A 19,248-nucleotide genomic window follows, 5' to 3' on the forward strand; every position below is an offset into this window, starting at 1 on the left:
CGATAGAATTACCTGTAAATTATATCATTTAATGGTAAATGGATTCATGGAAATGACAAAGCTTCAGAAAGGAATTTCCCTTTCAGGAGGGAAATATATATATAAGGGGGCGATTGGGATTACAAAACGAACAGACGAAATCAATTTGGAAATTAAGGCTTGGGAAGAAAAGGACCTTGATTTACTTATCCAACTAAATGAACCGAAAATGATGGAGTATCTTGGAGGTCCAGAGAGTGCAGAACAGATCGAAAGACGCCACAAACGTTACCTTGAGATTGGAAGCAAAGGAAGCATGTTCAGCATCAATCTACCGGGAGCTGAAGCCATTGGCTCCGTCGGCTACTGGCAGACCGCCTGGAACGATGAAAGTGTGTATGAAGTCGGTTGGAGTGTCCTTTCTTCTTTTCAAGGAAAAGGTTTAGCATCTCAAGCCGTGAAGGCCGTTATCGCCAAAATCAAGGACGAACGCAAATACCATTGCATTCACGCATTTCCGTCCGTCCATAATGCAGCGTCCAATGCCATTTGCCGCAAGCTGGGATTCCACCTCATCACCGAATGCGAATTCGAATATCCCCCAGGCAGCTTCATGACATGCAACGATTGGTGCTTAAACTTGAATGAAACACTAGATCGATAGCCAATTTTTGTGTAGAAAATGCTTTTCCGGGAAAAGTCGAATGTTGTTGGTTTTAGGTGATTTATTTCCCGGGAAAGTCGGAATATTGCTTGGGGAGGCGGAACATTGTTTGAGAGTGATGGGATTTTTCACGTGTAGGTCGGATTATAATTTAGGTTGGACGGATTAGTGGTTGATTGGGACGGATTATCACCTGATTGGGACGAATTATCCTTCGATTCGGACGAATTATCACTTAATTGGGACGGATTTTCCTTTTCACAGGATGATTGACAGCCTGCTATCCATCAAATTTGACTCTTTCAAGCTAGTAATTGATTCCATGTTTCTTGACCTGCTAGCTTATCTGCAGAAAGGTTGCTTGCTTTTTGAAATTTGGATAGTGCCGCTTCGGTTTTGCTGCCGAATCGTGCGTCAAGTGGCCCGGGATCGAATCCTTTCATATAAAGGGCGGCTTGCAGGATCCATGTGATAGGGCCCGCAGCTCCTATTTTCAAGATGATCATCGCAGCCTTGGTTTTTGGCCCCCATTTCCCATCGACCGCAAGTCTATGATTATATTGCCTATTAAGCTCCGTTTGTATTCCTTTTAAAAGCGCGGTTCTAGTTTTAGGGCCGAAAAATCCATCGACTGCTAGATTCGTTTTATATCGGCTGTTTACTGTTTTCTGGATGGACATGATTTGGCCATCTCCTTTACTGGCCTTTGTTGTTTTGAATAGGTTGGTAAGTTGCGGTTTCTTCCCTGCTTGTAACTGTGTATAAGTTAAACCGCCCGTCATTTCCAAGTGGGGGTAATCCTTGAATGCCCGCCAATCTCCGCCCCAATCGAATCCCAACTTTTTGCCTATCGCAGCTACATGCTTCCACCTTGAATCCACCGTCCAGATTGCCTTCCTGCCATCATCACTCACCAGGAAGAAATCGATGGCCAGTCCAAAATTATGATAAGATTGGCCCGGCTTAGCGTCCGTTACAACAGGCTTACCCGGATCACTATAATTTTTTCCATTGTAGCTGTAGACTCGTCCTTGACCATAAAGCGCGGCTTGCTCTTCCAAAGAGCGATAACCTGCGCTTATCTGTACAGCGATCCCTTCTGTATAAGCCCGTTCGATCATCTCCAAAGCTGATGCCTTCACTACTGCATCCACCCCTTTGCCCATCTTCTTCACTGATCGCTCCACTAATGTTCGTAATTCCACTTTCAAGGTGATCCCTCCTTTTACATCCCTAGCACCCTTTATAAAAGGCTTTTCAACGAAAAAGTAGCACCTGAATCATGAAACCCCCAAAAAAAAATAGACCACTTCCATTCGCTTGTTTGCGAATGGAAGTGGTCTAATGGCAGCTTAACTTATTAATTTTATGCCTTAATTTCAATAGAAGGGCTTATGGTGAAATCAGCCTCTGTTTTACTCTTCACTTCATCAAGCGTTACGCCATTTTGCAATTCAATCAGTTCCATGCCCACTTCGGAAAAATGGAAAACAGCCAATTCGGTAATGAGGCAATGGACGACCTTTTCTCCTGTCAACGGCAGTGTACAGCTCTTTTTCACTTTGGATTCCCCATGCTTGTTCACATGGTCCATTATGACAACGATGCGTTTAGCTCCCTGGACGAGGTCCATCGCACCTCCCATTCCTTTTACCATCTTCCCTGGAATCATCCAGTTGGCCAAGTCCCCCGCTTCGGAAACCTCCATCCCGCCTAAAATGGCAAGGTCGATGTGGCCGCCGCGAATCATTGCAAACGATTCAGCGCTATCAAAAAATGATGCCCCGGCTTTGGCCGTTACCGTTTCTTTCCCTGCGTTGATCAAATCCGGATCGACTTCATCCTTTTGTGGATAAGGTCCGATACCAAGTAAGCCATTTTCCGATTGAAGCATGACATTAAAGTCATTGGGAATCATGTTGGCAATCAAGGTCGGCATCCCGATTCCTAAATTCACACACATACCATCTTGGATTTCTTTCACGGCCCGTTCTAAAATCAGTTGTCTAGTCATTCGAATACTCCTCCTTTTTATGCGTTAGCAGTTGTAAGTTTTTCAATTCGTTTTACATAGTCATTTCCTACAAGCACTTTTTGTACATAAACTCCTGAAGTATGAATTTCATCCGGATCAAGCTCCCCTGTGCCTACAAGCTCCTCCACTTCGACCAATGTCACTTTTCCGGCTGTCGCAACGACAGGGTTGAAATTCCTTGCTGTTTTCCGATATACGAGATTACCGAAATGATCCGCTTTCCAAGCTTTGACAAAGGCAAAATCCCCGACTATCCCTTTTTCCATAATGTATGTGCGGCCATCGAACTCTTTATGCTCTTTCCCTTCAGCGACCTCCGTACCCACTCCCGTAGCTGTATAAAAGGCAGGAATGCCCGCTCCGCCCGCTCGTAAACGTTCAGCAAGCGTGCCTTGGGGAACTAGCTCGACCTCCAGCTCTCCGCTTAAAAACTGCTGCTCGAATAACTTGTTTTCCCCGACATAAGAGGCGATCATTTTTTTGATTTGTTTATTTTCAAGCAAAAGTCCCAGACCCCAATCATCGACTCCGCAATTGTTGCTGACGACCGTCAAATCCTTCACACCTTTGTTACGCAAAGCAATGATTAGTTTTTCTGGAATTCCGCTTAATCCGAACCCGCCAACGATAATGGTTGCACCATCCTCGATTTGTTCAATAGCGCTTTCAAAAGATGATAATAATTTACTCATTCTCCCATCTCCATTCCTAATCTATTCTTTTAAATAAACAATGATGTTCCAAAAGCAATGATGAACACGGTCACTGTTTTCAAGACCGTAATCGCAAAGATATCCTTGTATGATTGGCGATGTGTCAGTCCCGTAATGGCAAGCAAGGTGATGACGGCACCATTATGCGGCAGCGTATCCATCCCGCCAGATGCCATGGATGCAATTCGATGAAGCATTTCCGGGGTGATCCCGACACTTTCGGCCACCTGCAAATAGTGATTTCCCATTACTTCTAACGCAATCGAAAGACCGCCGGATGCAGATCCGGTGATCCCTGCCAGGACATTGACGGCAACAGCTTCGGATACGAGGGGATTGCCGCTTGCGTTGAACACCCAGTTTTGAATGACGGAAAATCCAGGAAGCGTTTTTACTACATTCCCAAAACCGACTTCAGATGCGGTATTGAATATCGCAAGCAAAGACCCCATGGCAGCAGCCGTCAATCCACTTGCCAATTTGACTTTGATTCGTCCTACATTCAGGAGCATCGCTGCAATAATACCGATTGCAAGTGCAACGATCAAAGACCAGGATGAAGTGACTGTACTTACATCGGCAATGTTGAACGTTTCCTTCAGCATCGATCCGTCATACCAGTGCTTTACTGAAATGGCACTGCGGCTGAAAGCGAAGTTGAATGCGACGACAAGGATGAGCGGTACGAGGGACAGCCAAAAGTTAGGCAGGTTTTGCTGTTCTGCACTTTCTGGTTCATTAATATGTCCATCCCCGTACCCTTCCCCATTTGCCACCGCTTGTTTACGACGGCGTTCCAGCCAGAGCATTCCTCCAGTGAATACAATGATCGCGCCTATGATCCCCATGATCGGAGCTGCATAAGTATCCGTTCCGAAATAATTCGTCGGAATGATATTTTGGATTTGAGGTGTTCCTGGAAGAGCATCCATCGTATAAGTGAAGGCACCTAAGGCAATCGTTCCTGGCAACAATCTTTTTGGAATGTCGGCTTCTTTGAAGATGGCCGCTGCAAATGGATAAACGGCGAATGCCACGACAAACAGTGAAACCCCGCCATAAGTCAGCGCCGAACAGGCAAGCACAACAGCAAGAATGGCCTGCTTCGAGCCTAGTGATTTTACGATGGTCTTGGCAATGGATGCAGCTGCACCGCTCATCTCCATCACCTTTCCGAATACGGCCCCCAATAAGAATATCGGAAAAAATGCTTTAATATAGTTAGCGGCAAACGTCATGTATGTCTCTGTATAACTCGGCAGCAAATGACCGCCGGATAAGATGACCGCCAATAAAGTAACAATCGGCGCTATGATGATGACCGGATAGCCCCGGTAGGCTAAAAAGATTAAAAGTCCCAGCGCCACGACAATGGCTAAAATTTGAATCACCAACTCAATTCCCCCTTTTCTTTCTCCCCTTGCCCCAAAGTGACTCCTGAAGCCATTTAGTAGAAATATGAATCTCCCTAAATTCCATATTTTTAATATTTTCCCCTTTTTCCACTCAAGCCTGCCTTCCCCAAGTCAAGCTGAGTGATCCACTAAGTGCTTCCTAATCACTGATAACGCTTTCAACAATCTGTTGAACTACGAAATCCCTTTCCATTTTACGTTGAATCACGATATAAAATGACTTATAGGCCATTCACTGAAGTAATATGCAATTAACGTGCCAACTTAATATCAAGCACTTTTCATTGGATTTTTAGTTAGTGGACAAGCAAAAATCCCTTGTACGTGTCAGGGTTTCCTTACACATAAGCATATTCGGCTAAAAAGTGTAAGCCTTTTCATACAACATTTAAAATCCCCTTCGTTTTATGTGCGGATTTCCGTACAAACGCACTATAGTCCACTTCAGGGATTCGCCTTTGAGCGGGCAATCTGCCTCTGCGCCTCCCTTGAACGTGGATGTTATTCCCATTATTTCGACATGTAGATTGACAATAAACTATTTTCCTATCATCATAAACCATATTTATTCATTTTTTCATAAAGCGTCGTTCGACTGACCCCGAGTTTCTTTGCCGTTTCAGATTTATTGCCGGAAGTCATTTCCAGGCATGAAAGGATGGCAGCCCGTTCGGTCTCATCCATCACCTCGGCCAGAGGGCGGATCGTGACCGTTTCCTTCTGTCCCGTGATTTCTTTCGGAAGGTGCTCGGAACGGATCACTTCCCCTTCTTCAACAATATTCATGGCCCGTTCAATGATATTCTCCAGCTCCCGAATATTACCCGGCCATCTGTAATGGCGCAGCAGCCGTAATGCTTGATCACTCATCCCGATTACTCGTTTTTTCATGAGGTTCTGGTACTTTTCGATAAAATGATTGACCAGGATTTCAATGTCCTCCGGCCGCTCCCTTAAGGAAGGAACCTGGAATTGCATGACCTTTAACCGGTAATACATATCAAGCCGGAATTCCCCTTTCGATACCATATCCTCCAGATTGCGGTTCGTTGCAGCGATTACCCGTACATCAATCGGAATGCTTCCCGTCGAACCAACCCTCTCGATTTCTTTTTCCTGGAGCACACGAAGCAGCTTCACCTGCATATGCAGCGGCAGCTCGCCGATTTCATCGAGAAAAATCGTTCCTCCCTCAGCCGCTTCGAACTTCCCTGCTTTTCCGCCTTTTTTCGCACCAGTGAAAGAACCCTCTTCATAGCCAAACAGCTCGGACTCCAGCAGCTCTGCCGGAATGGCGGCACAGTTCACCTTGACGAACACGCCCATCGCCCGTCTGCTATCATTGTGGATGGAATGGGCAAACAGCTCCTTACCCGTTCCGCTTTCGCCCAAGATCAATACATTCGAATCGCTTTTGGCGGCAATTTTGGCCTGACCTTTCACTTCCATGAAAGCAGGACTTCTTCCCATCAAATGATCAAACGTATAGGAGGCCTTATTTCTCTCGCGAAAATCGCCTTTGTACTTTTTCAGCTCTACTTCAAGTGAATTTATCCGCTTGGAGAGAGCAGTGAATTGCCCGACATTCTTAAACAAAATCTTCCCGACAGCTCCGATCAATTTACCTTGTTTCCGTATGGGGGAGCGTGTCGCAATGATATAATTATCTTTTATTTTCTGTAATTCGGCGACCTCTTGCTTGCCTGTTTTGGAGACCACATGCATACGTGTATTTTCGATGACCTCCGTAACATGTTTCCCTATGGAGCTTTCCTGATCGACCCCTAGAAAATCCGCATAAGCGTGGCTAAGCATTTGGACATATCCTTCCGTATCGACCATCACCAGCCCGTCATAGGCAAATTCGATGATATCCTTGAACAGAATTTCTTCATGATTATCGACATTGAGAAAATCGCTTTTATTATTGGCAAACAATAGAAGATAAATCTGATACTGCTCATCACCGATTTGAATGTTGGTTTTTCTGACAATCCCATTATGATCGTTCAAACGGATGGGCGTATTTACAGCTGGTTCAAGTTTTTTTTCCATAAGCACTTTTATTTGCTGATCAAATTGTTTCTCAGCGATAATTTCTGATAATAGGCGATTGCATAAATTGATTTCTCTACCGTTTTTCGTGACCAAAACACCCACAGGCAATTCTTCCAATATCGCCTTCACTAATTCCAATTGAACCGTTTCAATATCGGCCATCCTTATTCTCCTTAACCGGTCTGAATTTTCCCTCATTATATCATAGGAGAAGGAGGTCAAGGCATTACCGCTCCACAATCAGCGCCGTTCCTTGTCCGCCGCCGATACATAAGGTGGCAAGGCCGGTTTTTGCTTCCCTGCGCTTCATTTCATACAATAAAGTCACTAATATGCGTGCACCAGATGCACCTACCGGATGCCCCAAGGCAATCGCCCCGCCATTCACATTCACTTTCTCCGAATTCAGATCAAGATCATTAAGCACGGCGAGTGACTGCGCCGCAAAGGCTTCATTCACTTCCAGCAAATCGATCTCATCGATTGTCATTCCCGCTTTCGCTAAAGCTTTTTTTGTCGCAGGAACTGGACCGTAGCCCATGATTTTCGGATCGAGCGCGGCGTTTGCATACGACTTGATCGTTGCCAGCGTTTCCAGCCCCAGCTCGTCTGCTTTTTCTTTAGACATCAGGACCAGCATCGCTCCCCCATCATTGATTCCCGATGCATTGCCCGCCGTCACCGTTCCGTTTTCCTTAAATGCAGGACGCAGCTTCGTTAGCTGATCGATCGTCAGCCCATGACGTGGATGTTCATCCTGGTCCACCAAGACCGTCTTTCCACGGCGTTTATATTCAACAGGTGCGATTTCTTCTGCAAACCGCCCTTCCAGCTGGGCCTTTTCAGCCTTCATTTGGCTATTCAAAGCGAATTCATCTTGCTTTTCCCGGCTGATTTCCCACTGCTCGGCAATATTCTCCGCAGTCACGCCCATATGATATTGATTGAAGACATCCGTTAAGGCGTCATACGTCATGGAATCCACGGCTTGTGCATTCCCCATTTTCTGGCCAAAACGATAATTGGGAAGTAAATACGGGGCATTGCTCATGCTCTCTATCCCCCCTGCCAGGATCACATCCGCATCTCCGAGGGCAATGAATTGCGCTCCCATTATGACTGTACGGAGGCCGGACCCACAAAGTTTATTAACGGCCATTGCCGGCGTCGTTTCCGGAATGCCTGCATGAATCGCAACCTGACGTGCCACATTTTGCCCTAATCCCGCAGATAAAATATTTCCTACCAACACCTCATCGATCAGGTCAGCCGGAATTTTTGCCCGCTTGATCGCTTCCTTCGCTGCCACAACTCCCAATTCAACCGCCGAAACATTGGCAAGACTTCCTCCAAACGTACCAACCGGTGTCCTCGCTGCCCCAACTATCACTACTTCTCTCATACTATTTCCTCCTTCTCCCTCTTTAGTTTTGCTAATTTAACGAAATGACGGTCCCTCTCACTGATTTTCCGGGAAGCGGCAGATCCTTCATACGTAAAAATCCCTTCTCCCGACTTCGCCCCAAACTTCCCTTCCTCCACCAGATCACGAATCAACACAGGGGCTTCCTTACTCTGATCCAGCAAGGGCGACACATTATCAAACACCCGCTGCCATGTATCCAATCCGCCTAAATCAGCAATCTCGATCGGCCCGGTAAATGCCCACCGAAAGCCTGGTCCGGCCGTTATCGCTGTATCGATATCCTCCGCATCGGCAACACCCTCTTTTAATAGATGAAAGGCTTCCCGCATCAAGGCAGTCTGGAGGCGATTGGCAATGAAACCTGCTATTTCTTTTTTCAAGAGAATCGGAGACTTGCCGATTTTGCGCATCAAAGCAAGCGTTGTCTCGACGATTTCCAGCCTTGTTTCGTCATGCTGAACAATTTCAACCAATGGAACCAAGTGCCCGGGATTGAAGAAATGCGTGATGACCATCCTGTCCGCGAACGAAGCCTTCGCCATCAATTGGGATATCGGAAAAGTCGATGTATTGGAAGCTACAATTGCATCCGGTTTGATGATTTTCTCCATTTGCTCATATAGACTCAACTTCAACTCGATGACTTCCGGAATCGCCTCAATGATAAAGTCGGCATCCCTTAAGGCTGCTTCCAAATCTACACTATAGGAAATATTCGCCAAGGCTCCTTGCTTTTCCTGATCTGTCAGTACCTCTTCCTCAATCAGCAATGATAGATTCTCGGAAATTCGTTTTTCGGCAAGTATTAAGAGCTCCTCCTCGATATCGTTGATCGTGACAGCATACCCGCTTGATGCAAATGACTGAGCGATTCCACTCCCCATGACGCCTGACCCGATGATCGCTATTTTGTTAATCATCTCAATTCCCCTTTCCGTTTTATGTCCTCCCCTTTTATACATGCAATATCCGTGCCACCGTTAAAGGTAGAATAAAATTCTTTTGTTATGTTGAAAACCATGATAGACTCTTACTCATTAACCTAACCCATATTTTTATACCTTCCCTTTTTATTCCCACCATCACTTGCACTTTTTACGATATAAAACGACAAAACTGGACCATTACATTTTTATTGGAGGAATGTAAGATGGTTAAAGATAAAGTGGCGATCATTACCGGATCTGCTAGAGGAATTGGCTTTGAGATTGGAAAGATTTTTGCGGAAAATGGCGCGAAGGTCGTGTTGTCCGATCTTGATCGAAACACAGTCGAAAAAGCTGCCTTAGATTTACGGAACAAAGGCTTGGACGTCATCGGCTTGAAGGCGGATGTGACAAGTGAAGGTGATATCATCCAACTGATCAAGCAAGCTAAAGAGAAATATGGACGAATCGATATTTTCATCAATAACGCCGGCCTTCAGCATGTTGCGCCGATCGAAGAGTTTCCAACCGAAAAATTCGAACTGATGATCAAAATCATGCTGACCGCTCCATTCATTGCGATCAAAAACGTTCTGCCCATCATGAAAGAACAAGGCTTCGGCCGAATCATCAACATCTCGTCCATCAATGGCCTGATTGGCTTTGCCAACAAAGCCGCCTACAATAGCGCCAAACATGGGGTCATCGGATTAACGAAGGTCGCTGCCCTGGAAAGCGCCACTTTCGGCATAACCGTCAATGCCCTATGCCCAGGGTATGTCGACACACCGCTCGTACGGGGACAAATGGCAGACCTGGCGAAAACACGCAATGTCCCGCTTGAGGATGTATTGGCAGAAGTCCTTCTTCCGTTAGTGCCTCAAAAACGTCTCTTGGACGTAAGTGAAATTGCCGACTATGCCATCTTCCTCGCAAGCGACAAAGCACGCGGCGTCACAGGCCAGGCAGTTGTATTGGATGGCGGATATACTGCTCAATAAAAAATTCATACGTAAAATGCCCGACTGAACGACACCAAAAAGGTGCTCTTCATTCGGGCTTTTTTGTATTGAAGGGATCGTTAGACAGGCGTTTTTAGCAGAAATGACCTGGAAGAAAATGGTGGAATAAAGAATTCCCTCATGTTACAGTAATATAGGGATACCACCCTTAAAAGGAGGCTTCGTCATGATTATCAAGTGGGTTAGACTGCGATAAATAAAAGGGCATGCTCCGGAAAGAATGTATTGATTTACGCAATAGAATCTTTAATACGGAGGTTAAAATATGAGTGAACAAATTCTGAAAATAAATAGTGTCGATATATGTACGGAAAGTTTCGGAAACGCCAAAGACCCTGCTGTGCTTTTGATCATGGGGGCGATGTCTTCTTTAGATTGGTGGGATGAGGACTTTTGCATTCGCCTCGCCGACCAGGGGAGGTTTGTCATTCGGTACGATCATCGGGATTTGGGACGATCGACCGTTTATGAACCCGGTACTTCCAACTATACGATAACCGACATGGCTGACGATGCCGCAGGTGTCCTTGACGCTTATTCCATCGAGCAAGCTCATATCGTCGGCATGTCCTTAGGCGGACTAATCGGCCAAATCCTTGCTTTAAGATATCCGGAGCGCGTCACTACGCTTACGCTGATTGCATCAAGCGTGTTCGGGACTGTCATGGAAGAACTGCCGCCAATGGACCAACGCATATTGGATCACCACGCGAAAAGCGCTTCCGTAGATTGGGCAAACAAGGAGTCTGTCATCGCCTTTCTTGCGGATGGCTGGAAAACGCTGGCCGGGTCCAAACCTTATGAGCAGGAAAGAATGTATAAACTGGCTAAAAGAGAAGCGGAGCGCGCCAAACAGCTGCCGAGCAGATTCAATCATGCCATGCTTGCTGGCGGAGACGAATATTACGATAGAATGTGTGAGATCTCCGTACCTGTCCTCATCATCCATGGCACGGAAGATCCAGCCTTGCCATACGAGCATGGGCTTGCTCTTAGGAAAGCCATCCCTCAAGCTACATTGGTGACCCTTGATGGATCAGGGCATGAAATTCACCGTGAAGACTGGGATGAAATCATCGATTCCGTTAGAAGGCTTACATCACGATAGAGGTAAAACATAAAAGGAGCCGACCAGTAAAAGGTCGGCTTTTCTTAATACTTTTTAGCAGTAACCGCCATATCCCTGAACGTTGCCATAGCCGCCACCGTTATCTCCACCGCCGCCGAAGCAAGCCGCTCCGACAATGATTAGAAGGATGAACAATACGACTATAAAAGCGAAACCTCCACCAAAACCTCCAACACCGTTATCACAACCGCAATTTGATTCATGACCACAATTAGACAATAGAAACATCTCCTTATTTGTTTTAGAACTGGAATAACTAAATGGGTTAATTCACTTTATGTTCCAATTAGGATAATGACACAATAATAAGTTGAAACTTTTTGGGAACCGCACTACATACGAAAGACTTCGCGTTTGCCATTCCCTTTTTACTGGCGGAAACAGCCAGCTTCAGCTTATGTACCATGACCGAGTATATACTTCGTCATGCCAGCCCAATTTGCAGTGTGTCAAAATGAAAAGGACAAATTTATAAAGTAATTACCCATAACTCTAAATCTTCTAGGACGATATCATAACGGTCCTTAATATCCATCCAGCGAATGGTTCGTTTTTTGGAAATGGCAGAATCCTCTTTTCCACTCAAACAGGTAAAATATTCGATTACACCACTAGCAATAAGAGCTTCATTTAAATAATGATATAGGATTGTTAAGCATTTACCTTCTTCCGCTGTTCCTGTAAATCCAAAACCTAGAGGGATGTGATTTGAGAAGACTGCTACTTGGTAATCGAATGAGAAGTGCGGGCTATATGAAAACTTTCGTTTCAATCTGCTATCATAATTATTTTCAAAATATAAATCCGTGAAATCCAATTCATTTAGAAAGACATTTGGCTGTTCCAAAGACAACGGTTTCGATCCGAATGAACCATTTGGCAATCTCATTGATGAAGCTATATACATGCACTGCGTCATAGTCCTCCTCCTTTTAACTCCGATGCGCCCGTCAGGCGTAATTAGACTTCTTCTAGGATTGGCATATGGTATAAAGTAAACATAAAATGTAATAATTTTCAACTAATTACTGGAACATTCGTTCTATTTGTGTTATTCTAATATCAAACAATAAAAGATCGGATCGCTGCCTAACGATTTGATCGTAACGATACACGATACGTACAGGTCGGTTGTATCCGCGGGCCTAAAACAAGGTTGTACCGCTGAGCCGAGCCACTTGCCAACAACAAGGGTGCTGGTTAAAAAACAGCTTCGATCTTCAGCTAACGCACCTGTTTGTTCTTTAGGAAGTACTTCCATTATCATTTTGAAGAGTATCATTGCATTGCAAAGATGCTCTATAAGCATTCTTGAGATTCCTACGTTTTCGCTTTACCGAAACGGGTAATGTATGATAGAAGCATGAGTTTGATAAACGTCTCTCTATAGGAGGAATGTTCATGAATCCGGTGATTTTGTTTGATGGGGAATGCAACTTTTGTGATTCGAGCGTGCAGTTCATCATAAAGCGGGATCCGAAGGGCCTTTTTCATTATGCTTCGCTCCAAAGCGAGGCAGGGCAGGAGCTCTTGAAAAAATACGATGTTCCTGCAGACTTGGATAGCATGGTGCTGATCGAGAAGGACCAAGCCCATTATAAATCGTCTGCAGCCTTGAGGATTGCCCGCAGGTTACAAGGGGCATGGAAACTGTGTTACGGCTTCATCATCGTCCCAAGCTTCATCAGGAATTCGGTTTATGACTTCATTGCCAAGAACCGGTACAAATGGTTCGGGAAGAAGGAAGAAAGCTGTATGCTGCCATCGCCTAGTGTTCGGAAGCGCTTTTTATAAAAAAAGGACGATGAGCCATCAGCCGCTCGTCGTCCTTTTCATTGTGTAAAAGTGGAGAATCTCCATAAATGATTGGCCGTTGGGCGGGCCATCATTTCAAGGCCTTTGCTTTTCGCTTGATGCAGGGGCTGCCACTCTGTGTCATCTGCCTCCTTTAAATAAACTTCGTGATGGGGTGCCTGGTCATGATAGCCGGCAATATTGATTTCGCCATTTCGGTAAAAGGTCCCGATCACTTTATAATCCACGGCAGGAGAAAGGATGATTGGATTGCCGACAGAGTGTGTCAGTTGAATCGTCGTTTTCTCTTTATTGGATAATATATGTTTCACCACAATGTCTTCGTCGGATGCCACACCTTCTTCAAGAAAAACGCCAGCCTTGTCGTAGGCCTCACTTTTTCCGACCGCTTTAGAAAAATCTATTTCTGCATCCTTCTCCGTTTCCCGAATCATCATATCGACCCTGGTCCTATAGCGGGAAGATTCAGGATCGAACCCTCGGCCGTCGCCTTTAAAATAAGGAACCTTGGAAGCAAGATTGGGATTCTTCAGCCACTCCTCCGGTAAAAAGGTGGTATAGCGGAGTTGCCAATTTCTTTGGTTCATGCGATCGACCAGGCTTTCATCAATGGACTGCAATAGCTGTTGCACGTGTCCTATCCTTTTGGTGTTCGTTATTTCCTCTATCGCTGCTTGTTCTTGGGACGAGCCTTTTTTAAAAGCCCCGACTATACTCGCCAAAAACGATTTTACGGCATATGTTTCTTGCTCGGAACGCGGGAGGGGGCGCCTCGCTTTGATCGTATATGTGTATTCTTGGTTCTCGCTTATACTCCGGTCACTGAAGGAACATCCATTCACCAGCCCCACCTTCATGCCGTTCCTGTAAATGATATATCTCTCTATCCCTTTAATGGGTTCCCATTCCAAGCTAATTTGACCCTTTGCGACAATCGTGGTGAAGACAAGATCCAAAAGGATATTATCCTCTTTCTTATTTTCGGCTGTCGTAGATGTCTGTATTTTCATCCTGTTCAAGACGTGCCTCGCCTCATCCATACTCTCGATCGTATACGTATAGATGGTTCCTGCTGTCAGACCTTCTTCCGCCACATAAGGCTCCGGTCCGCTATAAATTGTCTGCACACCTCTAAAAACCCGGTAGAATTGCGCTTCATTTGGCCAGACAAGCTTTATGGCATCCTCTTTCCGCTCGATTTTACACATTAAGGACGTCGTCTTGATTACGGCCCTATGCAGCCTCTTATGCGAAACGAGATAAGCGAGGCCAGCAATCCCGAAAGCGAGCAAGGAATGCCGGGTGGTGATTTTAACTCCAATTTGTTTTAAGCGTGGAAATGAAAAATGAGTCATCAGCATCTTCAACACCTCTTCCTTTGATAGGTGTATCTTTCCTTATTTCTTTACCCAGTTTAAACTCCGTGCACACTTTGCGATGTGCTGAGAGGAGAGGGCCTTTCTAAAAAAACAATGCAATCACCACTTCCCTCGGTCATCTGTGAGTTTCTCTGATTTTTCCTGTCATATTAAACGGCGGCTTTTTTATTTCCCATGGACTAGCTACAGGTTTATGTGATTATTTTTCTTTTCATTAGAAAGAAGAGCATCATGAATTCATGATGCTCCCCGCTTATCCTTAACCTGACTTGGGAATCCCTTCTCTCAGGCGATTTGGCAGCTCTACAAGCGTTTCGTTCAAGGTATCCAGTTTCGTTTCAATTCGATGAAGCAAATAAAGGGTAACGATGATCGGAAACCCAATATCACTGACAAATGGCAGGATTTGATCCACTTTCTTCACCTCACCTTCCACGGTGAACGGTCAAGGATGCCTTGCTATCAGCTAGCTAAGCTCCAATTCCTCGACATTCCGCTCAACAAGTCTTGCCCCCTTCACGCTGACGAATCCCCCTGAGCCCGAAACGAAGACACTCTCTGCAATCACTTGTTCCATTGCCAGTTTAACTGTATTTACATTGACTGGATTCTTCGGATTTTCAACGGCAATTGTAGCTGACTTCCCTTCCTCGGTCTCGAATATCATTTCCAACACCTTAGCCATTCGAACATCACCTCCCTCCATTCCGTTTCTGTCACCAATCAGCCAATCAACGAATACGTATCGACCCTCGTCACTTCGCTCATTGGATAATTCTGCACGCTTGATATGGCAACAGCTGTAGAAAACAACTGTTCAGCCGTCGCCTCTGTCTTGATGTTCGTGAACGATCTGCGTTTGAATGCGATGTCTCCTTTTTCGGTTAGCCCCGTTTCAAAATCGATCCGGAGCGTACTGGATACTGGAATCTGGTCGGCCATGACTCTCACCCCCTTTCGCCCTGTATATAAACAATGACGAGCGGAAAGTAGCATGTGAAAAATATATATATGACAACCATGTTCATTATTGGCATTTGGCTTTAACTGGAACGATATCTTCCCCTTTTAATGGGAAATAATAATGGGGAAAGGAAGTGGATCAGTCATGTCATTAGAATGGTTCGACAGAATAGGCGGAGAATTGCAAGATCATCTTATTTCGATTTGCGATGAATACGACCGCAAAGGCAGCATGGTCGTGGAGCGCGGATCCAAGCATCCACGAATCGAATTTTATACAGAGGCGGATGAACATGAGCGAGATTATTTTGCTTCGGTGTTTTTCGATCCGCATAATGAAGAATTTTACCTCGAAACCTTCGATCCGGAATTAGGGCAGGTCAACAAGGTGGTTTTAGCTGATATTGAAGATATCGTAGATGCTGTCCATGAAAGCTTGCATGACTACATGAAAGAAAACGACACCGAATATGAATATGATCTTGATGACGATGTCTTGGAAGAAAATGATGGTGCCGAGATTTACGAAATCGATGTCGATTGGGAAACACCCGAAGTAACCGCCTATATGAAGGAAAATGAAGTGGAGGTTACCTATCAATTCGGAATCGTCCAGGAAACCGGTGATGGCGTCCTAAAGCGGATCAATCGGATCCGAACAGCGAATGATGATCTGTTGAAGGACGAAACCAACTTTATATTCAGCAAAGAAGAAGCAAGCACCATCATCGCCATGATCGCAAGCCACATGGATAAACTGAGCGAAATGGAATAATGAAAAAACCCTTGTCCATGCTGCATGGACAAGGGTTTTTCACATCAAAATCAGTTCATATACCTCCGATAATTGAGTGACCCGTTCCGTATCGCTAGCCTCCTTTGCATGCTTGATTTCCTGAGGTAGGATATGGTTAAGGAAACTGGCCTCTTTACCAGTAAGCTCATTGATCAGCTCTTCTTCTGAACGAAGCTGCCCATCCTTGATTTTTAGATATATTTTCTGTGCTGCAGGATATTGATCCGTATAGTTTGACAAAATCTCACGTAAATAACCGAGTGTACGATCCATTCTACATCCCTCTCCACTATTAGGCATAAGGCTCATCTATACCTTCCCCCATTTTGCCCGGATGCATTCCTTGCTTTCTTCCAAGAAGCTTTTTATAAAAAAAGGGCTTTTCTTGGGCGTTCGGGTGCTGTTCTCGTGAGTTTGGGCGCTTTTCTTGGGAGTTCGGTGCTGTTCTCGTGAGTTTGGGCGCTTTTCTCGCCAATTCGGGTGCTGTTCTCGTGAGTTTGGGCGCTTTACTCGCCAATTTGAGCACTTTACTCGCCAATTTGGGCACTTTACTCGCCAGTTCGTGCTGGTCCATCCTTACACAAGGCCAAACCAGGTGTAGAGGGCGATGATGACGAAGACAGCGAGTGATTTGATGACGGTGATCATGAAGATGCTGCCGTATGATTGTCGATGCGTTAGTCCGGTGACGGCAAGCAGGGTGATGACGGCTCCGTTATGCGGAAGGGTATCCATACCGCCTGATGCCATGGCGACGACACGGTGCATCACTTCGGGTGAGATGTTTGCCGCGGCGATTGCCTGATTGTATTTGTCGGCCATGGCGCTTAGTGCTATTCCCATTCCTCCTGAGGCGGAGCCCGTGATGCCTGCGAGTGCACTGGTGGAGACTGCACCATTGACAAGCGGGTTGGAGAATACGCCGGATATGCTGTCGCTGATTTTTGCGAATCCTGGGAGGGCGGCAATGACTCCGCCGAAGCCGTATTCAGAGCCTGTGTTCATGACGGCGAGCAGAGAGCCGCCAATACTGGTGTTCAGGCCTTCTTTCATGTTTTTCGTCACTCGTTTCCAATCATAGGCAAGGGCCGTGATGATGCCGACGACCAAGGCGATTTCCACCGCCCAGATGGCAGCGGTGGCGGCTACATCGACAGAATAGGTATCAAGCCCGATCGCCGAGAAATCAAATCCATCCGGGTACCATTTCGGTATCGCTTTGGACAGATAATTATTCATGAGTGCCACTAATCCGAGAGGTACGAAGGCTAAAATTTGCCGAAATGCCGTTTGATTGGTTTGTAAATCCGGAGCCGGCTCGCCTGTTTCCGATTCAGCGGCCGCCTTCTTTTCCTCCGGAGTGCCATAGTAGCCTTCTCCCGCTTTCTTGGCGCGTCTCTTGCTGCTTTCCAAGTAAGTCAGTCCAACTGATAGAACAAAAATGGCTCCTATGATGCCAAGGATGGGAGCGGCATAAATGTCCGTACCAAAGAAGGCCGTCGGGATGACGTTCTGGATTTGCGGTGTGCCGGGTAAAGCATCCATCGTGAACGTGAAGGCACCAAGTGCGATGGTGGCCGGCATCAGCCTTTTTGGAATATCGGCTTGCTTGAACAATTGAACGGCAAAAGGATAAATCGCGAACACTGCAACAAACAAGCTCACTCCGCTATAGGTTAAGATCGCGCCTAAAAGGACAATCGTCAGCATCGCTTGTTTGGCCCCGATCAACTTCACGATCGTCTTCGCAATCGATTCGGCGATCCCCGACATTTCAATGATTTTCCCGAAAATGGCTCCTAATAAGAAGACCGGAAAATAATTTTTAATGAAAATGACCATCTTTTCCATGAATACACCCGAATAGAACGGCAAGATATTACTCGGATCGATGAAAAAAACCGGTAAAAGTGCAAAGATGGGTGCAAATAAAATAACGGAATAACCGCGATAGGCTGCAAACATGAGCAGTCCCAGCGACAGTAGAATAATCAGTAAGTCCACGTAAATCCCCCTTTAATCCAACTTTGAAAAATTCCCCCAAATGAGTCAAATATACGCCAAAAGTGAACCCCTCTGTCAATTTCATTTTTGACAGAAAGGTTCACCTTCAATTTTGTTATAAATTATTTGATATTATTGAGCTGTGTAGCCACCATCGATGATAACAGCTTGTCCTGTCACACTTTTCGCTTTATCGCTAGCTAAGAACAATGCATAATCAGCAATTTCACTAACATCCAGTAAGCGTTTTTGAGGCACTAATGGAAGAAGGACTTCTGCCAATACATCCTCAAGCGGAACATTGCGTGTTTTTGCCAAGTCTGCCATTTGTCCGCGAACAAGTGGTGTATCCACATATCCTGGGCATAATGCATTGACAGTGATTCCGTGCTCTGCACCTTCTAATGCAGCCACCTTCGTTAAACCGATCACTCCGTGTTTCGCACTGTTGTAAGCCGCTTTACCTGCAAAGCCGATGACTCCGTTAATGGAAGAAACGTTGATGATACGGCCGAAGCCTTGTTCCTTCATGATCGGGAATACGGCTTTCGTTAACATGAACGGTGCTGTCAGCATGATTTTGATCATCAATTCGTATTTAGCAGTCGGGAATTCCTCGATTGGTGATACATGCTGTAACCCGGCATTGTTGATGACGATGTCTACCGAACCGAATGTTTCTTTCGCTTCCTTCACCATATTGACGATATCTTCTTCTTTCGTTACATCAGCTTTGATACCGATCGATTCGAAGCCTTCCGCTTTAAGCGACGCTGCCGCTTCCTTTACCATTTCTTCATTGATGTCGGAAAGAACCACTTTCGCTCCGCTTTGAGCGAAATGTTTCCCGATTTCAAATCCAATACCGCGAGCAGAACCTGTAATGATGACGACTTTATTTTCAACCATAATGAATTCCTCCTA

The 19,248-nt window shown here is 45.5% G+C and carries 22 protein-coding genes; 5 read left to right on the forward strand and 17 right to left on the reverse strand.

From position 1 onward, the window contains the following. Nucleotides 1-52 precede the first annotated feature (52 nt). Nucleotides 53-643, forward strand: coding sequence for a GNAT family N-acetyltransferase (locus ABE28_RS18485; RefSeq protein ID WP_083232266.1), 591 nt, complete (start codon nt 53-55; stop codon nt 641-643). Between the two features lie 302 nt (nt 644-945). Here ABE28_RS18485 and ABE28_RS18490 read toward each other — a convergent pair whose 3' ends face one another. The 7 genes from ABE28_RS18490 to ABE28_RS18520 form a co-directional block, all read right to left on the reverse strand. Further along, nucleotides 946-1,848 (reverse strand): peptidoglycan-binding protein, encoded by a 903-nt coding sequence (locus tag ABE28_RS18490; RefSeq protein ID WP_257390827.1) that lies wholly within the window; start codon nt 1,846-1,848, stop codon nt 946-948. Between the two features lie 161 nt (nt 1,849-2,009). Then, a complete protein-coding gene (locus tag ABE28_RS18495) occupies nt 2,010-2,657 on the reverse strand; it encodes a 3-oxoacid CoA-transferase subunit B (protein ID WP_064465639.1) in 648 nt (215 codons plus the stop codon). 17 nt (nt 2,658-2,674) lie between these two features. Beyond that, nucleotides 2,675-3,370, reverse strand: a complete 696-nt coding sequence (locus tag ABE28_RS18500) for a CoA transferase subunit A (protein ID WP_064465638.1) — start codon at nt 3,368-3,370, stop codon at nt 2,675-2,677. 29 nt (nt 3,371-3,399) lie between these two features. Further along, on the reverse strand, nt 3,400-4,785 hold the full coding sequence (locus ABE28_RS18505; RefSeq protein ID WP_064465637.1) for a GntP family permease: 1,386 nt from the start codon (nt 4,783-4,785) through the stop codon (nt 3,400-3,402). 573 nt (nt 4,786-5,358) lie between these two features. Then, nucleotides 5,359-7,026, reverse strand: a complete 1,668-nt coding sequence (locus tag ABE28_RS18510) for a sigma-54 interaction domain-containing protein (protein WP_083232140.1) — start codon at nt 7,024-7,026, stop codon at nt 5,359-5,361. Between the two features lie 64 nt (nt 7,027-7,090). Continuing rightward, the gene (locus ABE28_RS18515) at nt 7,091-8,266 is read right to left on the reverse strand and encodes an acetyl-CoA C-acetyltransferase (RefSeq protein WP_064465636.1); all 1,176 of its coding nucleotides are present in this window, start codon (nt 8,264-8,266) and stop codon (nt 7,091-7,093) included. Beyond that, the gene (locus ABE28_RS18520; RefSeq protein WP_064465750.1) at nt 8,263-9,210 is read right to left on the reverse strand and encodes a 3-hydroxyacyl-CoA dehydrogenase family protein; all 948 of its coding nucleotides are present in this window, start codon (nt 9,208-9,210) and stop codon (nt 8,263-8,265) included. The genes ABE28_RS18515 and ABE28_RS18520 overlap by 4 nt, the downstream gene beginning before the upstream one ends. A 230-nt stretch (nt 9,211-9,440) precedes the next feature. On the opposite strand from ABE28_RS18520, the gene ABE28_RS18525 reads away from it, so the two are divergent. Beyond that, entirely contained in the window at nt 9,441-10,217 is a 777-nt protein-coding gene (locus ABE28_RS18525) for a 3-hydroxybutyrate dehydrogenase (RefSeq protein ID WP_064465635.1), read from the forward strand. 286 nt (nt 10,218-10,503) lie between these two features. Beyond that, on the forward strand, nt 10,504-11,346 hold the full coding sequence (locus tag ABE28_RS18530; RefSeq protein WP_064465634.1) for a CBF family alpha/beta fold macrolide esterase: 843 nt from the start codon (nt 10,504-10,506) through the stop codon (nt 11,344-11,346). 54 nt (nt 11,347-11,400) lie between these two features. Here ABE28_RS18530 and ABE28_RS25990 read toward each other — a convergent pair whose 3' ends face one another. The 3 genes from ABE28_RS25990 to ABE28_RS18545 all read right to left on the reverse strand — a co-directional run bounded on the left by ABE28_RS25990 (nt 11,401) and on the right by ABE28_RS18545 (nt 12,676). Beyond that, a complete protein-coding gene (locus ABE28_RS25990; protein WP_306807302.1) occupies nt 11,401-11,586 on the reverse strand; it encodes a YjcZ family sporulation protein in 186 nt (61 codons plus the stop codon). 250 nt (nt 11,587-11,836) lie between these two features. Next, a complete protein-coding gene (locus ABE28_RS18540) occupies nt 11,837-12,286 on the reverse strand; it encodes a hypothetical protein (RefSeq protein WP_064465632.1) in 450 nt (149 codons plus the stop codon). 132 nt (nt 12,287-12,418) lie between these two features. Beyond that, nucleotides 12,419-12,676 (reverse strand): hypothetical protein, encoded by a 258-nt coding sequence (locus ABE28_RS18545; protein ID WP_064465631.1) that lies wholly within the window; start codon nt 12,674-12,676, stop codon nt 12,419-12,421. Nucleotides 12,677-12,768: 92 nt separating this feature from the next. On the opposite strand from ABE28_RS18545, the gene ABE28_RS18550 reads away from it, so the two are divergent. Then, nucleotides 12,769-13,161 carry a thiol-disulfide oxidoreductase DCC family protein gene (locus ABE28_RS18550; protein WP_064465630.1) on the forward strand — a complete coding sequence of 131 codons (393 nt, stop codon included), beginning with the start codon at nt 12,769-12,771 and terminating at the stop codon, nt 13,159-13,161. 38 nt (nt 13,162-13,199) lie between these two features. Here the strand turns inward: ABE28_RS18550 and ABE28_RS18555 are convergent, their stop codons facing one another. From ABE28_RS18555 to ABE28_RS18570, 4 genes are all read right to left on the reverse strand, one after another. Next, complete coding sequence (locus ABE28_RS18555) at nt 13,200-14,543, reverse strand: DUF3238 domain-containing protein (RefSeq protein WP_064465629.1); 1,344 nt, start codon at nt 14,541-14,543, stop codon at nt 13,200-13,202. 277 nt (nt 14,544-14,820) lie between these two features. After that, complete coding sequence (locus ABE28_RS18560) at nt 14,821-14,985, reverse strand: YvrJ family protein (RefSeq protein ID WP_306807303.1); 165 nt, start codon at nt 14,983-14,985, stop codon at nt 14,821-14,823. A gap of 42 nt (nt 14,986-15,027) precedes the next feature. Next, entirely contained in the window at nt 15,028-15,246 is a 219-nt protein-coding gene (locus ABE28_RS18565; RefSeq protein WP_064465628.1) for a DUF2922 domain-containing protein, read from the reverse strand. A 38-nt stretch (nt 15,247-15,284) separates the two neighbouring features. Next, nucleotides 15,285-15,503 carry a DUF1659 domain-containing protein gene (locus tag ABE28_RS18570; protein WP_064465627.1) on the reverse strand — a complete coding sequence of 73 codons (219 nt, stop codon included), beginning with the start codon at nt 15,501-15,503 and terminating at the stop codon, nt 15,285-15,287. A 166-nt stretch (nt 15,504-15,669) separates the two neighbouring features. Between ABE28_RS18570 and ABE28_RS18575 the strand changes: the two genes are divergently transcribed. Next, on the forward strand, nt 15,670-16,299 hold the full coding sequence (locus tag ABE28_RS18575) for a hypothetical protein (protein ID WP_064465626.1): 630 nt from the start codon (nt 15,670-15,672) through the stop codon (nt 16,297-16,299). A 39-nt stretch (nt 16,300-16,338) separates the two neighbouring features. On the opposite strand, the gene ABE28_RS18580 is transcribed toward ABE28_RS18575, so the two are convergent. From ABE28_RS18580 to ABE28_RS18595, 3 genes are all read right to left on the reverse strand, one after another. Further along, on the reverse strand, nt 16,339-16,593 hold the full coding sequence (locus ABE28_RS18580) for a hypothetical protein (protein WP_064465625.1): 255 nt from the start codon (nt 16,591-16,593) through the stop codon (nt 16,339-16,341). Between the two features lie 303 nt (nt 16,594-16,896). Continuing rightward, on the reverse strand, nt 16,897-18,324 hold the full coding sequence (locus tag ABE28_RS18590; protein WP_083232142.1) for a GntP family permease: 1,428 nt from the start codon (nt 18,322-18,324) through the stop codon (nt 16,897-16,899). Nucleotides 18,325-18,456: 132 nt separating this feature from the next. Next, on the reverse strand, nt 18,457-19,233 hold the full coding sequence (locus tag ABE28_RS18595) for a 3-hydroxybutyrate dehydrogenase (RefSeq protein ID WP_064465623.1): 777 nt from the start codon (nt 19,231-19,233) through the stop codon (nt 18,457-18,459). Nucleotides 19,234-19,248: the final 15 nt, after the last annotated feature.

The organism is Peribacillus muralis (assembly GCF_001645685.2).
Classification (GTDB): Bacteria; Bacillota; Bacilli; order Bacillales; family DSM-1321; genus Peribacillus; species Peribacillus muralis_A.

Excerpts from the sequence above, each read along its gene's own strand:
- ABE28_RS18485 (WP_083232266.1), top strand. The coding sequence starts at position 53 with ATGACAAAGCTTCAGAAAGGAATTTCCCTTTCAGGAGGGAAATATATA.
- ABE28_RS18495 (WP_064465639.1), bottom strand. The coding sequence starts at position 2,657 with ATGACTAGACAACTGATTTTAGAACGGGCCGTGAAAGAAATCCAAGAT.
- ABE28_RS18500 (WP_064465638.1), bottom strand. The coding sequence starts at position 3,370 with ATGAGTAAATTATTATCATCTTTTGAAAGCGCTATTGAACAAATCGAG.
- ABE28_RS18510 (WP_083232140.1), bottom strand. The coding sequence starts at position 7,026 with ATGGCCGATATTGAAACGGTTCAATTGGAATTAGTGAAGGCGATATTG.
- ABE28_RS18515 (WP_064465636.1), bottom strand. The coding sequence starts at position 8,266 with ATGAGAGAAGTAGTGATAGTTGGGGCAGCGAGGACACCGGTTGGTACG.
- ABE28_RS18520 (WP_064465750.1), bottom strand. The coding sequence starts at position 9,210 with ATGATTAACAAAATAGCGATCATCGGGTCAGGCGTCATGGGGAGTGGA.
- ABE28_RS18525 (WP_064465635.1), top strand. The coding sequence starts at position 9,441 with ATGGTTAAAGATAAAGTGGCGATCATTACCGGATCTGCTAGAGGAATT.
- ABE28_RS18530 (WP_064465634.1), top strand. The coding sequence starts at position 10,504 with ATGAGTGAACAAATTCTGAAAATAAATAGTGTCGATATATGTACGGAA.
- ABE28_RS18540 (WP_064465632.1), bottom strand. The coding sequence starts at position 12,286 with ATGACGCAGTGCATGTATATAGCTTCATCAATGAGATTGCCAAATGGT.
- ABE28_RS18545 (WP_064465631.1), bottom strand. The coding sequence starts at position 12,676 with ATGCTTATAGAGCATCTTTGCAATGCAATGATACTCTTCAAAATGATA.
- ABE28_RS18550 (WP_064465630.1), top strand. The coding sequence starts at position 12,769 with ATGAATCCGGTGATTTTGTTTGATGGGGAATGCAACTTTTGTGATTCG.
- ABE28_RS18555 (WP_064465629.1), bottom strand. The coding sequence starts at position 14,543 with ATGCTGATGACTCATTTTTCATTTCCACGCTTAAAACAAATTGGAGTT.
- ABE28_RS18565 (WP_064465628.1), bottom strand. The coding sequence starts at position 15,246 with ATGGCTAAGGTGTTGGAAATGATATTCGAGACCGAGGAAGGGAAGTCA.
- ABE28_RS18570 (WP_064465627.1), bottom strand. The coding sequence starts at position 15,503 with ATGGCCGACCAGATTCCAGTATCCAGTACGCTCCGGATCGATTTTGAA.
- ABE28_RS18575 (WP_064465626.1), top strand. The coding sequence starts at position 15,670 with ATGTCATTAGAATGGTTCGACAGAATAGGCGGAGAATTGCAAGATCAT.
- ABE28_RS18580 (WP_064465625.1), bottom strand. The coding sequence starts at position 16,593 with ATGGATCGTACACTCGGTTATTTACGTGAGATTTTGTCAAACTATACG.
- ABE28_RS18595 (WP_064465623.1), bottom strand. The coding sequence starts at position 19,233 with ATGGTTGAAAATAAAGTCGTCATCATTACAGGTTCTGCTCGCGGTATT.